Source organism: Pseudomonas baetica (genome assembly GCF_002813455.1).
Classification (GTDB): Bacteria; Pseudomonadota; Gammaproteobacteria; order Pseudomonadales; family Pseudomonadaceae; genus Aquipseudomonas; species Aquipseudomonas baetica.
Window position 1 is genome coordinate 2580058 of record NZ_PHHE01000001.1, and the last position, 13490, is coordinate 2593547.

10 protein-coding genes are annotated in these 13490 nt (G+C 61.8%); 7 read left to right on the plus strand and 3 right to left on the minus strand.

Annotated features, from left to right (window positions below):
* Nucleotides 1–4: 4 nt before the first annotated feature.
* From ATI02_RS11775 to cueR, 3 genes are all read left to right on the plus strand, one after another.
* On the plus strand, nt 5–388 hold the full coding sequence (locus ATI02_RS11775) for a hypothetical protein (protein WP_100846351.1): 384 nt from the start codon (nt 5–7) through the stop codon (nt 386–388).
* Nucleotides 389–579: 191 nt separating this feature from the next.
* Nucleotides 580–2973: a copper resistance metal-translocating P1-type ATPase CueA gene (gene cueA, locus ATI02_RS11780; protein WP_100846352.1), complete on the plus strand. Its 2394-nt coding sequence runs from the start codon at nt 580–582 to the stop codon at nt 2971–2973.
* On the plus strand, nt 2970–3383 hold the full coding sequence (cueR, locus tag ATI02_RS11785) for a Cu(I)-responsive transcriptional regulator (RefSeq protein WP_095188180.1): 414 nt from the start codon (nt 2970–2972) through the stop codon (nt 3381–3383). Before cueA ends, cueR begins: the two co-directional genes overlap by 4 nt.
* On the opposite strand, the gene ATI02_RS11790 is transcribed toward cueR, so the two are convergent.
* From ATI02_RS11790 to ATI02_RS11805, 3 genes are all read right to left on the minus strand, one after another.
* The gene (locus tag ATI02_RS11790; protein ID WP_272948223.1) at nt 3337–4584 is read right to left on the minus strand and encodes an MFS transporter; all 1248 of its coding nucleotides are present in this window, start codon (nt 4582–4584) and stop codon (nt 3337–3339) included. The genes cueR and ATI02_RS11790 overlap by 47 nt on opposite strands.
* A 176-nt stretch (nt 4585–4760) precedes the next feature.
* Entirely contained in the window at nt 4761–5657 is an 897-nt protein-coding gene (locus ATI02_RS11795; protein WP_095188184.1) for a PA4780 family RIO1-like protein kinase, read from the minus strand.
* 342 nt (nt 5658–5999) lie between these two features.
* Nucleotides 6000–7277, minus strand: coding sequence for an acetyl-CoA C-acetyltransferase (locus ATI02_RS11805; RefSeq protein ID WP_100846354.1), 1278 nt, complete (start codon nt 7275–7277; stop codon nt 6000–6002).
* 256 nt (nt 7278–7533) lie between these two features.
* Here ATI02_RS11805 and ATI02_RS11810 point away from each other — a divergent pair, with 256 nt between their 5' ends.
* The 4 genes from ATI02_RS11810 to ATI02_RS11825 all read left to right on the plus strand — a co-directional run bounded on the left by ATI02_RS11810 (nt 7534) and on the right by ATI02_RS11825 (nt 13397).
* Entirely contained in the window at nt 7534–8886 is a 1353-nt protein-coding gene (locus ATI02_RS11810; protein ID WP_100846355.1) for a 3-oxoacyl-ACP reductase, read from the plus strand.
* 2 nt (nt 8887–8888) lie between these two features.
* Nucleotides 8889–9743 (plus strand): MaoC family dehydratase, encoded by an 855-nt coding sequence (locus tag ATI02_RS11815; RefSeq protein WP_100846356.1) that lies wholly within the window; start codon nt 8889–8891, stop codon nt 9741–9743.
* Between the two features lie 301 nt (nt 9744–10044).
* Nucleotides 10045–11592 carry a collagen-like triple helix repeat-containing protein gene (locus ATI02_RS11820; protein WP_100846357.1) on the plus strand — a complete coding sequence of 516 codons (1548 nt, stop codon included), beginning with the start codon at nt 10045–10047 and terminating at the stop codon, nt 11590–11592.
* A gap of 134 nt (nt 11593–11726) precedes the next feature.
* A complete protein-coding gene (locus ATI02_RS11825; protein WP_095188193.1) occupies nt 11727–13397 on the plus strand; it encodes a ShlB/FhaC/HecB family hemolysin secretion/activation protein in 1671 nt (556 codons plus the stop codon).
* Nucleotides 13398–13490: the final 93 nt, after the last annotated feature.

Below are 13490 nucleotides of genomic sequence, written 5' to 3' on the forward strand. Positions count from 1 at the left end.
AGCCATGCGCTGGTCAGCTTTCAGCCTGTTTGGCTTCCTCAGTCTCTTTGCCGCCATCCCTTCGGTACAAGCCGTCGGTGAGGATTACGCGGTGCTGATCATTTCTCGCGAGCGTCTGGAAGTGGCGACCTCCTGCGAGATCGGCGTGTATATCCAGGATCAGCTGTCGGCGCGGTTGTTCCAGGAACAAAGCACCTCGTTCAACCTGCCGCCGGGCAGCGTATCGCTGCGCCTCAAATTGCTGCCGGGGCAGGCGCCAGGTTGCAATCCCGGCTTGCTCGCACCGGGTTCGCAAGACATCAAACTTCAGGCCGGTGATGTGCAGAAGTACCGGATCGCGATGACGCAGGAAGGGATGTACCTCAAGCGCGCCGATCTCGGCTACTAAGCAAATCCCAATGTGGGAGCGGGCTTGCTCGCGAAAGCGGTGTGTCAGGCGATTCAATGATTGACTGACACGGCGCCTTCGCGAGCAAGCCCGCTCCCACATTTGATTTAGGGCGCCCCAAAGATTGGCGCTTGACCTTGCCCGCATGGCAAGGTTGATCCTGTAGGCATCTTCTACAGGGAGCGTGACCGATGTCCGAATCGATTACTTTCGATCTGCCGATTGCCGGCATGACCTGCGCCAGTTGCGCCGGACGTGTCGAGCGGGCCTTAAGCAAAGTCAGCGGCGCCAGTGCCGTGAGCGTTAACCTCGCCACCGAACAGGCCCGGGTGCAGGCGCCCGGCGACAGCTTGCCGGCGTTGATGGACGCGGTTGAGCGTGCCGGTTACAGCGTGCCGCAACAAACCATCGAGTTAAGCATCGACGGCATGACCTGCGCCTCCTGCGTCGGTCGCGTCGAGCGCGCTCTGAACAAAGTCCCCGGCGTTAAACGTGTCAGCGTCAATCTGGCTAACGAACGTGCGCACCTCGAATTGCTCGGTCAGCTCGATACGCAAACCCTGCTCGACGCCGTGAACAAGGCCGGTTACTCCGCCAGCGTCTGGCAAGCCGAACATCCGCAAACCGATAACCAGCAACAGCGCCTGAAGCATGAGCGCTTGGCGCTGATCTGTGCGATTGCCTTGGCCTTGCCGCTGGTGCTGCCGATGTTGCTGCAACCGTTTGGCATTCATTGGATGCTGCCGGCCTGGGCGCAATTCGCTCTAGCCACCCCGGTGCAATTCATCTTCGGCGCACGGTTTTACGTCGCCGCATGGAAAGCCGTGCGCGCCGGGGCCGGCAATATGGACTTGCTCGTGGCCTTGGGCACCAGCGCCGGTTATGGCTTGAGCCTGTACGAATGGGCGACCGCCGCCGGGCGCATGCCGCATCTGTATTTCGAGGCCTCGGCGGTGGTCATCGCCCTCGTATTGCTCGGCAAATACCTGGAAAGCCGTGCCAAGCGCCAGACCGCCAGCGCCATCCGCGCTCTGGAAGCCTTGCGCCCGGAACGGGCGATCCAGGTGATCGACGGCCGCGAACAGGACGTCGCCATCAGCGCCCTGCGCCTCAATGACCGGGTGTTGGTCAAACCCGGTGAGCGTTTCCCGGTCGACGGCGAAGTGCTGGAAGGCCAGAGCCACGCCGACGAAGCCTTGATCAGCGGCGAAAGCCTGCCGGTACCGAAACAGCCGGGGGATAAAGTCACCGGCGGCGCCATCAACGGTGAAGGCCGCTTGCTGGTGCGCACCACCGCCCTCGGCGCGGAAAGCGTATTGGCGCGGATCATTCGTCTGGTCGAAGACGCGCAAGCGGCCAAAGCACCGATTCAGAAACTGGTGGATAAAGTCAGTCAGGTGTTTGTGCCGACCGTGCTGGTGCTGGCTCTGGCAACGCTGATCGGCTGGTGGCTGTACGGTGCGCCATTGGAAACGGCGCTGATCAACGCCGTTGCCGTGTTGGTGATCGCCTGCCCCTGCGCCCTCGGCCTCGCCACACCGACCGCGATCATGGCTGGCACTGGCGTTGCGGCGCGCCACGGCATTCTGATCAAGGATGCCGAAGCCCTGGAGCGTGCCCATGAAGTCAGCAGCGTGGTCTTCGACAAAACCGGCACGCTGACCTCCGGCACGCCGCGCATCGCGCATTTGAGTGCGGTCGATGGCGACGAAAACACCCTGCTGAAACTGGCCGGTGCCCTGCAACGCGGCAGTGAACACCCGTTGGCCAAAGCCGTGCTGGATGCGGCGGCCGAACGTGATCTGGATGTACCCGACGTCAGCGACAGCCAATCGCTGACCGGCCGTGGCATCGCCGGCAGTCTTGATGGTCGGCGTCTGGCCCTGGGCAACCGGAGGATGCTGGAAGAAAGCGGTTTGAGCGCTGGCAACCTCAGCGAATCCGCCACGAGCTGGGAAGCCGAAGGCCGCACCCTTTCGTGGCTGATCGAACAAAGCCCCGAACCGCGCGTGCTCGGGCTGTTCGCTTTCGGCGACACCTTGAAGCCCGGGGCACTGCAAGCCGTGCAACAACTGGCCGCGCGCGGTATCCACAGCCATTTGCTCACCGGCGACAACCGCGGCAGCGCGCGGGTGGTGGCCCAAGCACTGGGCATTAAAGACGTTCACGCCGAAGTACTGCCGGCCGACAAAGCCGCCACCGTCGCCGAACTGAAGAAAACCGGCGTCGTCGCCATGGTTGGTGACGGCATCAACGACGCCCCGGCACTCGCGGCGGCGGACATCGGCATCGCCATGGGCGGCGGCACCGACGTGGCCATGCATGCGGCCGGTATCACCCTGATGCGCGGTGATCCACGGCTGGTGCCGGCGGCGCTGGAGATCAGCCGCAAGACCTACGCGAAGATCCGCCAGAACCTGTTCTGGGCCTTTGTCTACAACCTGATCGGCATTCCGTTGGCCGCGTTCGGCTTCCTCAACCCGGTGTTGGCTGGCGCCGCGATGGCGCTGTCGAGCGTCAGCGTGGTGAGCAATGCGCTACTGTTGAAAACCTGGAAACCCAAGGATCTGGAGGAGCACCGATGAACATCGGCCAAGCAGCTAAACAAAGCGGCCTGAGCGCGAAGATGATCCGTTATTACGAGTCGATCGGTCTGCTCAAAGCGGCCCACCGAACTGAAAGCGGTTATCGGGTCTACGGCGATGATGACCTGCACACGTTGGCGTTCATCAAGCGTTCGCGGGACCTGGGGTTCTCGCTGGAAGAGGTCGGCAAGCTGCTGACGCTCTGGCAGGATCGCCAGCGCGCCAGCGCCGATGTGAAGGCGTTGGCCCGTCAACACATCGACGAGTTGAACCAGAAGATCCGCGAACTGGGCGAGCTGCGCGACACCCTGCAAGACCTGGTCGAGCACTGTCAGGGCGACCATCGTCCCGACTGCCCGATCCTCAAGGAACTGGCGTCGGGCTGCTGCGCAAAACCCGCCCGCGCCTGAGCGTAAACACTTTCACCGTCAGCAAGGTGCCGAGGGGAATGCCGTGGAACAGCATGACCACGGCACCCGGCGTCCACCATTCGTAGAATGGCGCGGCGATCAACATGCCGACGCCGAACCCGGTCATTTGCAGCAGCGTCAGGAAACTGAAGATCGGCAGACGCAAATGCTCGGGCTCGCGTTGCAGACGCGACATCAGCCCGACTTCGGAAAAACCGTCGCCCAACCCCGCCGGCAATGAAAACAGCAGCAATCCGTAGAGGCTGTGCTGCTGGAACATCAGGATAAAGCCGCAAGACATCAGCGCCACACCGAAGAAAAACCGCCGCTCCAGATGGACATTGTCCGAGCCTTTCATTCGGCTGGCGATCCGTGCGCCGAGCAGCTTGCCGCAGGCCCACACCGCCAGCATCAGGCCCAGCGTGGTACTCGCTGACTCCGGTGACAGCAACTTTGAAATGATCGGAAAACCGACGTTGTGCGCGGCGCTGCCCAAAGTATCGGCCATTGTGACCGCGAGCATCGCGGCAATCACCGGCGCACTGCGCAGGCCTTGCTTGAGGGCCGACCATTCGCCGCGTTCGGGGCGTTCATGGAGCGTCGGTGCGTCGAAACGCAGCGGCATGATCAGTACCGCCGCCAGCAGATAGGTCAGCGCGTTCAACGCGAACACCGTTTCGAAACCGAACCCCGCCACCAGCAACCCCGAGACCAGACTGCCGCCGACCATCGCCGCCGACGAAGCCGAGGTGATCCAGGCGTTGGTCTTGAGTAACTGCGCTGCGGGGATCAAACGCGGCAACTGACTGTTGAGGCCGATGGCGAACATCGAATTGCCCAGGCCCAGGCCGAACGCGATAAACGGCAACAACAGCGCTTGTTGAGAGACCGGCACGATCAGCAGCAAACCGAGTACGCCAGCACGCAGCAGGTCGAATGCGATCAGCGGCAGACGGCCGCTGAAGCGTCGGTAAAACCGCGTACCGATCAGACTGGCGAAAACTCCGCCGCCGACGCGGCTGGCGAGGAAGATCCCCACGCTGATTGCGCTGTTGCTGAGCAGGTAAACGTAAGTGGCCAGCGCGACCATGTTGAGAAAGGCGCCGAAATCGGAAATCAGCCGGGCAGTGATGATCAGGCGGGCGTTCACATTCAATCCTTGAGTGTGCGGAGGCGGACAAGAGTCCCACACAACTTTCATTAACACCATCTCACCCTGTGGGAGCTGGCTTGCCAGCGATAGCGGTGGTTCAGCATTAAGAGGTGTATTGGATGTACAGGCCCTTTCGCTGGCAAGCCAGCTCCCACAATGATTTGTGGTGCTGTCGAAATCCGGGCACAAAAAACCCGGCCGAAGCCGGGTTTCTGTTCAAGCGATCATTGCATCCACGGTGGCGGTGGTGGCTCCTCTGACTTGCCTTTCGGCTCGTCATCCGCCGCACGAATCGCTTGTTTGCGTTCTTCGTCCAGACGGGCGGCTTCGATTTCGCGCAGCACCCCGCCGACATCGGCCAGATCTTCCGGTTCGTCGAATTCGCCGGTCAGCACGCTGGCCGGGTGCAAGGTACCGGCTTCGTACAGCGCCCACATTTCCTTGGCGTACTTGGTCTTCTTCAACTCCGGTGCAAAGCGACCGAAGTACGAAGCCATGTTACCAACGTCACGCTCGAGCATGCTGAACGCGTGGTTATTGCCCGCCGCGTCGACCGCTTGCGGCAGGTCGATGATCACCGGCCCGGTCGGTGTCAGCAGCACGTTGAACTCGGAGAGGTCACCGTGCACCAGACCGGTACACAACATCAGCACGATCTGCGAAATCAGGAACGCGTGATACTCGCGCGCCTGATCCGGCTCCAGCACCACGTCGTTCAGGCGCGGCGCGGCATCGCCGAATTCGTCGGCCACCAGTTCCATCAACAGCACGCCGTCGAGGAAGTCATAAGGTTTTGGCACCCGAACACCGGCACCGGCCAGACGGAACAGCGCCGCCACTTCGGCGTTCTGCCAGGCGTCCTCGGTCTCTTTGCGACCGAACTTGGAGCCCTTGGCCATTGCGCGAGCCTGTCGGCTGTTGCGCACCTTGCGGCCTTCCTGATACTCGGCCGCCTGGCGGAAACTGCGTTTGTTCGCCTCCTTGTAGACCTTTGCGCAACGTAACTGATTGCCGCAGCGCACCACATATACAGCTGCTTCTTTACCACTCATCAGTGGGCGCAGCACTTCGTCGACCAGACCGTCTTCGATCAGGGGTTCAATGCGTTTTGGAGTCTTCATCAGCTTTTATTGTGGGTCCTTTATTACCAAACACGCGAATGTCACTCGTTATACGGCAATCCTCGCTTTACGGGGAGGGGGTACCGACCTGTGAACCTTGTGAATGCACACACTGTGCCGAAAAAATTGACCGCTGCGAATCATAGCCGAGGCGGTCGTGAATGTTGGCAAATGGTGTTGAGGGCATTTGCGACAGAATCTGACATTGGCCTGTAAGCGTCCTTGAACATGCCCGCATAAACCTGTGGGAGCTGGCTTGCCAGCGATGGCGATATCCCAGTCAATAAAAATATTGAATCTGATGGCCTCATCGCGGGCAAGCCCGCTCCCACAGGATCCGATTTATCTTTCAATGATCGCGGTGACGCCTTGGCCGCCGGCGGCGCAGATCGAGATCAGCCCGCGCCCCTTGCCCGCCGCATCCAGCAGTTTGGCCAGGTTCGCGACAATCCGCCCACCCGTCGCGGCAAACGGATGCCCCGCCGCCAGCGAACTGCCTTTGACATTAAGCCGGCTGCGGTCGATCGAACCCAGTGGCGCCTCCAGCCCCAGTCGGGTTTTGCAGTAATCCGGATCTTCCCAGGCCTTGAGCGTGCATAAAACCTGCGCCGCGAACGCCTCGTGAATTTCGTAATAGTCGAAATCCTGCAAGGTCAGGCCGTTGCGCGCCAACAATCTCGGTACCGCATACACCGGCGCCATCAGCAGGCCTTCGGCGCCGTTGACGAAATCCACCGCCGCCGCTTCGCCATCGCGCAGGTAGGCGAGGATCGGCAAGCCACGCTCTTTCGCCCATTCCTCACTGCCGAGCAGCACCACGGAGGCACCGTCGGTCAGGGGCGTGGAGTTGCCCGCGGTCAGCGTGCCTTTGGCGCTTTTTTCGAATGCCGGTTTCAGCGAGACGAGTTTTTCCAGCGTCAGATCCGGGCGCAGGTTGTTGTCGCGGGTCAGCCCAAGGAACGGCGTCATCAGATCGCTGTGCCAGCCTTCGCTATAGGACGCAGCGAGTTTGTGATGGCTTTCCAGGGCCAATTGATCCTGATCTTCGCGAGGAATATTCCAGGTCTGCGCCATCAACTCGCAGTGCTGGCCCATCGACAGGCCCGTGCGCGCTTCGCCGTTGCGCGGAAAATCCGGGATCAGGTGTTGCGGGCGCAGTTGCAGAAAAGTCTTGAGCTTTTCACCGGTGGTCTTGGCGCGGTTGGCTTGCAGGAGGATTTTGCGCAGGCCTTCGCTGACGCCGATCGGCGCGTCGGAGGTGGTGTCGACGCCGCCAGCGATGCCGCAATCGATCTGGCCAAGGGCGATTTTGTTGGCCACCAGCAACGCGGCTTCCAGCCCGGTGCCACAGGCTTGCTGGATGTCATAGGCCGGGGTGGCCGGTGACAGGCGTGAGCCGAGCACGCATTCGCGGGCCAGGTTCATATCCCGTGACAATTTAAGCACCGCGCCCGCCACCACTTCGCCAATGCGCTGGCCGTGCAGGTTGTAGCGTTCGATCAGGCCTTCGAGGGCTGCGGTGAGCATCGCCTGATTGCTGGCCGCGGCGTAAGGGCCATTGGAACGGGCGAAAGGGATACGGTTACCGCCGATGATCGCGACGCGGCGCAGCTGACTCATGAAAAACTCCTTGTGAAATGTCTGACCTGAAACCTTTCCCTGTGGGAGCGGGCTTGCTCGCGAATTCGGTGTGTCAGTCGCCGGATTTGTTGGCTGGCATACCGCATTCGCGAGCAAGCCCGCTCCCACAAGGTCCGCATTTATCTGCAAGACCTGCTAAACCTCAGTGTTCTAGCGTAGGCCTTATTGCGTGGATCGAACGATTGTTTGCCGTTGGCAGTCCACACTTTGAACCCCAACTTTTGGAGAGCGTTCCATGTCTGACCGCTATATCGACTTCGCCAATTCGTCCATCGGCCATCGTCTGGTCGGGGCACTGGGCCTGCCGTCGCCGGTGCGACTGGAGCGCTGGCAGGCCGGGCGCCTGCGGCCGGTGGAAGGTGCGCTGCTGATCGGTGGGGGGCCGCTGGCCGAACGCGTCAGTGTTTTCGCCAACCGTTTGACCGACGGCATTTACCGCTACGGCGAGCAACCGGCGACGGCCACCGAATGGATTCCCGGCCTCGGCCCGAAACTCAAAGCGGTGGTATTCGACGCCAGTGACTTGCAGCACACCGACCAGCTCAAACAACTGCGCGAGTTCTTCCAGCCGTTGATGAAGAATCTTGAGCACAGTGCCCACTTGGTGATTCTCGGCCGTGCGCCGGAAACCCTGCGCGATCCCTTCGCGGCGAGTGCACAACGGGCGCTGGAAGGTTTCTCCCGGTCGCTGGCCAAGGAATTGCGCAGCGGCGGCACACTGCAACTGATCTATGTCGGCGAAGGCGCCGAAGATCAACTCGAAGGCCCGCTGCGGTTTTTCCTCTCGCCGAAAAGTGCCTTCGTGTCCGGGCAAGTGATTCGCCTCACTGCGTGTGCGACACCCGTGACCGACTGGACCCGACCACTGGCCGGACGCAAGGCGCTGGTCACCGGCGCGGCGCGTGGTATCGGCGCATCAATTGCCGAAACGCTGGCGCGCGATGGCGCCGAGGTGATTCTGCTCGACGTGCCACCGGCCAAGACCGATCTCGAAGCCCTCGCTGCACGTCTTGGCGGGCGCAGCATCACCCTCGATATCTGCGCCGAAGACGCCGCCGCGCAACTGATCGAGCAGCTGCCGGACGGCCTCGACATTCTCGTGCACAACGCCGGGATCACCCGCGACAAGACCCTGGCCAACATGACTCCGGAATTCTGGGACGCGGTGCTGGCGGTCAACCTCAATGCCCCGCAAGTGCTGACCAAAGCGCTACTCGATAGCGGCACCTTGCACGACAACGCGCGGGTAATTCTGCTGGCGTCGATCAGCGGCATCGCCGGTAACCGCGGGCAAACCAACTACGCCGCGAGCAAGGCCGGGTTGATCGGCCTGGCCCAAGCCTGGGCGCTGACGCTGCTGGACCGCGGCATCAGCATCAACGCCGTGGCACCGGGGTTCATCGAAACCCAGATGACCGCGCACATTCCGTTTGGCCTGCGTGAAGCCGGGCGGCGCATGAGTTCACTGGGCCAGGGTGGCTTGCCGCAAGACGTCGCCGAAGCCGTCGCGTGGCTGGCGCAACCGGGCACTGGCGCATTCACCGGGCAGGCGCTGCGGGTCTGTGGACAAAGTGTTCTGGGGGCTTAGGCATGAGTATCGAATGGCACATACTGGATCGCCAACCGAGCCTGCCCGGGTTGTATGCGCGGGCGGCCACTCGACGCAAGATCACCGGCACGCAACTGCCCGACAGCGGCTTACGCTGCTGGGTAGATGTCGACGGTAAACGCCTGGCGGAGTATCGCAAGGTCTGCGGTTTTGCCGACGACGGGCTGTTGCCACCGACTTATCCACACATCCTCGCGTTTGCCTTGCAGATGCAATTGCTCACGGCGAAGGATTTTCCGTTCCCGCTGCTGGGGCTGATTCATCTGAGCAACCGCATTCGCGTGCTGCGGCCGATGGGCGGGATCAGCCGGGCGCAAGTCAGCGTGCGCGTGCAAAACCTGCAAGCGCACCCCAAGGGCGCGACGTTCGATCTGCTGACCACCCTCGATGATCAGCTCGGGCCCCTTTGGGAAACCGAAAGTCAGATGCTCTGTCGCGGGGTGAAACTTGACGGCGAGCCAGTCGAGAAAGACTGGCAGCCGAACCAGGCCCTGGTGGAGTTGACCCAGTGGAAAGCCCCGGCAGACATCGGCCGGCAATACGCCAAGGTGTCTGGCGACTACAACCCGATCCACTTGAGTGCGGCCAGCGCCAAGTTGTTCGGCCTTTCCACGGCCATCGCTCACGGTTTATGGAACAAGGCGCGCACGCTCGCGGCGCTGGCGGATCATTTGCCCAAGGCCAATCTGGAGATCACCGTGCACTTTCGCAAGCCGGTGCGGTTGCCAAGCGAGGTGACGTTGTTGGCAAGTGCGGCGGGCTCCAGTGGAGAGTTGCGGCTGGTGGGTGCGGGGGATCTGGAACATATGGTGGGTCGCTGGCAGCCGATCGCCTGACCTCACGGGCCCGGGAAAACTCGTAAATTGTGTATATAACTTAAGCTTTCCCGCCGCCCGCCCCTCTCCTGCACAAAACACCCGGCCTTGATTCTCAAGGCTTTTTTTTGCCCTTCTATACCTTGGGTATTAGTCCTTAGGCACAGCGCAACGCCTTATATAAAGGCGTTAATACCAACTTGAGAATGGCGTGAATGCGCCCCCGGATCGAGATTGACACCACGGACGAGGCATCACCGACAACAGATCGGCGAGCCATCGAAAACGACGAATGTTGTGACAGGTGCAAGGAATCTCGATCATGAAAACTCAAGACGTGTGGTGCAAATCGGCAATCGCTCTGGCATTGATTCTCTCCCTCGGCCTCACCGGTTGCAGCAGCGGCGGTGGCGGTCACAAAAGCAGTTCCGGCAGTTCTTCGCCAACCAGCAGCGCTGGCACCGACGGCACTGGCGGCACTGGCGGAACCGCAGGCACCGGTGGCACTGCAGGTACAGGTGGTACAGGCGGTACCGGCGGCACCGATCCGACCAATCCAACCAATCCGACTGACCCTACAGATCCGACCAACCCAACCAACCCAACCACCCCGGCACTGGTGACTACCACCCTTGTCCAGGATGTCGGTAACACCGTCAGCGGCGTCGGCGATGGCGTTGGTCAGATTGGCGATTCCCTGAGCACCGTGCCTGTGGTCGGTGGCGTGGTGCAGAGCGTGGCCAATACTACCGGCAACGTGGTGACCACTCTGGGCGATGGTGTCGCCGATGGCATCGGCAAGCTGGCAACCGACCCGAAAGGCCTGACCACCACCGTGGCCTCCGTCGGTAGCGTCGTAACGGACGTCGGCGATGGCGTGTCGGACCTCAGCGGCAAACTTTCGACCGCTACCAGCAGCGTTCCAGTGGTCGGCGGCGTAGTCACCAAAGTGGCTCCGGTGCTTGATGGTGTCGGGGAAAAAGTCACCATGCTTGGCGATACCCTCAACACCACCCTCAGCAATGGTCCAACCAGCCAACTGACCAACAAAGTCGGCAGCAGTCTGGTGCCGGTGATCGCCATGGTTGAAAGCACCACCGACAAAATCGGCGATGCCACCGGTCTGGGCGACCCACTCAAAGGCGTGATCCAGAAAGTCGGCAGCACCGTCGACGGTGTCGGCGACAAAGTGACTGACGCCGGTAACGGCAATGCGCTGACCAACACCCTCGGTGGCGCACTGAGCAATACCGGTACGGCGGTCGGCAAGGCGGGTGGGCTGGTGTCCAACGGTACGGGGTCAGGCACTGGCGGTATCGGCGGCGGCCTCGGTGGGGGCTTGGGCGGTACGGGTCTGCTGCAAACCGTCGGCGGCGCAGTGGTCAACGTTGGTTCGGGCTTGAACGCCGGTAACACCAATGGTGTGGTCAGTGCCGGTGGCGTCACTGCAGGTGGGCTTGGCAATACCATCGCGTCACTGAATACCGTTCTGGGTGGTTCGGGCACTCCGATCACCTCCAGCACCACGCCGTTGGCCGCACTCGGCAACAACGTCGGCGGCGCACTGAACCCGGTCACCAGCGCGGTCACCAGCCTGACGCAACAAGTCGGTGCCGCAACGGGCCTGGGCAGTCCTGTGGCCAGCCTCTCCGGCCAGGCCGGTAGCGCGGTGAGCAACCTCGGTGGCGCGATTGCTGCCACCAACAACCCGGTCACTACCGCTGTCGGTGGCCTGGTCACTAACGTCGGCGGCACCGTCGCAGCGGTCGGCGGTCTGGCGAACGGTGGCACCGCAACTGGCGGCGCCACTGGCGGTCTGGGCGGCGTGCTCGGTGGCCTGACCGGCGCCTTGGGAGGCACTCAACGCTAAATTGCACCTGGCCGATTCGACGGCCTTACATACAGCGCCTACGCTTGGTTGAGGGCGGAAGATTCCCACGAGTCTTCCGCTTTTTTCTTAGGAAAAATTCAGCCCTGCGCTTTGATCTGACCATGGAGTGTCCTATGCGCGTTATGGCATCCCTGCTGTGCCTCAGTCTCAGTTCCGCCGCCCTCGCCGACACCCTGCCCAGCTTTCTCAACAGCAACGAAACCATCCGCAACCTGCCCGTGCCCAACCTGCCGGCCGACGCCTATCGCCCGGCTGCGACGCCGCTGCAAGTTCCGGATCCTGGTGCGGCTGCCGCGCAGCCGTTGCTGATGGAGACCAAAGTCAATCTGAAGACCGTGCAGATCGAAGGCGGCACGATCTATCCGCTCAACGAACTGGCCGAAGTCTACAAGCCGTTGATCGGTCGCCAGACCAGCCTCGCCGATCTGATCGAAGCCACGCGCAACATCACCCGTCGCTATCAACAGGACGGCTACCTGCTGTCGTACGCCTTCCTGCCGCAACAGACATTCGATGACGGGGTGGCGCGGGTCGTGCTGGTGGAAGGTTACGTTCGCGACATTCAGATGCAAGGCGACGTCGGCCGGGTCAAAGGCCTGCTCGACAAACTCGCGGCGAAAATCCAGGCCGAGCGACCGCTGACCCGCAAGACGTTCGAGCGCTACACCACGCTGATGACACGCATTCCCGGCGTGACCATCCAGGCGCAGGTACCGCCGCCCGGCACCACCGACGGCGCCACGACATTGGTCGCGCAAGCCAGTCGCAAACCGTTCACCAGCACGCTGAGCACCACCGAAGACAACCGCAACGGCACGCAAGCTTTACTCGGTGTGAGCAGCAACTCGCAGACGTCCATGGGCGAGCAATTGACCCTCAGCGGGCTGTTTCCGCCGGGTGACGACAAAGAACATTACTACCGCCTCGACTACAGCCAGTTCCTCGATAGCGAAGGTACGCAACTGGCCCTGTCCGCCTCCCGCTACCGCGCCGACCCCGGCACCAATGTGTTGCTCGACAATGGCCTGCAACTCAAGCCGCACCGAGAGAACGACCGCTATTCGATCGGCTTCAGCCTGCCGCTGATTGCCGCGTCCAACGAACTGCTGACGGCCGGTTCACGGCTCTACGCGGTCAATGACAAAACGCGCTACAGCGTTATCGGCTACCCATTGAGCGTCGAGGAACGCACCGACATCCGCGCCCTCGCTTTCGAAAGTGACTGGCGCAAGGCCGACGCCCGGCAACTGCGCATCCTCAGCGGCGGCGTGTACCAAGGGCTGGACAGCATGGGGGCGAAGACCAACAACAGCGCCATCGACCTGGACTTCTTCCGTGTGCGGCTGTCCGGCGTGCAAAGCGACAAGTTCTTCGACAACTGGCAAGGCGTACTGTCGGCAGCCTTGTACTGGAGCGACGACACCTTGCCAGAGAGCGAGCGTGCGGTGTTCGGCGGGCAGAATTTCGGTCGCGGTTACCCCGACGATCAGGCGTCCGGCGACAAGGGCTGGGGGGTGGCTTACGAGGTCAACTACAGCTTCAACCGCGACGGCAATTGGGTGCGCATCCTGCAACCGTACGTGGTGCTTGATCGCTCGCGCAGTTGGTTCAATGAATTGCCGGTGCAGGCCAACAATCTGTCTTCGGCCGCGATCGGCCTGCGCTTTGGTGACGCCAAGTACTACAACATTGCGCTGGAGGCGGCGAAGGCGATGTCGGATGAAGCGCTGGACACGTTCAATCGGCGGACGCGGTACAGCATCAGTTTCAGTTATCAGCTCTAGGGATGTCGCAGCCTTACAGACCGCCTTCGCGAGCAGGCTCGCTCCCACATTTGAAATGCACTTCATATGTGGGAGCGAGCCTGCTCGCGAAGA

Coding starts and splice junctions, on each gene's coding strand:
- ATI02_RS11820 (WP_100846357.1), top strand. CDS start 10,045: ATGAAAACTCAAGACGTGTGGTGCAAATCGGCAATCGCTCTGGCATTG.
- ATI02_RS11825 (WP_095188193.1), top strand. CDS start 11,727: ATGCGCGTTATGGCATCCCTGCTGTGCCTCAGTCTCAGTTCCGCCGCC.
- ATI02_RS11775 (WP_100846351.1), top strand. CDS start 5: ATGCGCTGGTCAGCTTTCAGCCTGTTTGGCTTCCTCAGTCTCTTTGCC.
- ATI02_RS11795 (WP_095188184.1), bottom strand. CDS start 5,657: ATGAAGACTCCAAAACGCATTGAACCCCTGATCGAAGACGGTCTGGTC.
- ATI02_RS11790 (WP_272948223.1), bottom strand. CDS start 4,584: ATGAAAGTTGTGTGGGACTCTTGTCCGCCTCCGCACACTCAAGGATTG.
- cueA (WP_100846352.1), top strand. CDS start 580: ATGTCCGAATCGATTACTTTCGATCTGCCGATTGCCGGCATGACCTGC.
- cueR (WP_095188180.1), top strand. CDS start 2,970: ATGAACATCGGCCAAGCAGCTAAACAAAGCGGCCTGAGCGCGAAGATG.
- ATI02_RS11805 (WP_100846354.1), bottom strand. CDS start 7,277: ATGAGTCAGCTGCGCCGCGTCGCGATCATCGGCGGTAACCGTATCCCT.
- ATI02_RS11810 (WP_100846355.1), top strand. CDS start 7,534: ATGTCTGACCGCTATATCGACTTCGCCAATTCGTCCATCGGCCATCGT.
- ATI02_RS11815 (WP_100846356.1), top strand. CDS start 8,889: ATGAGTATCGAATGGCACATACTGGATCGCCAACCGAGCCTGCCCGGG.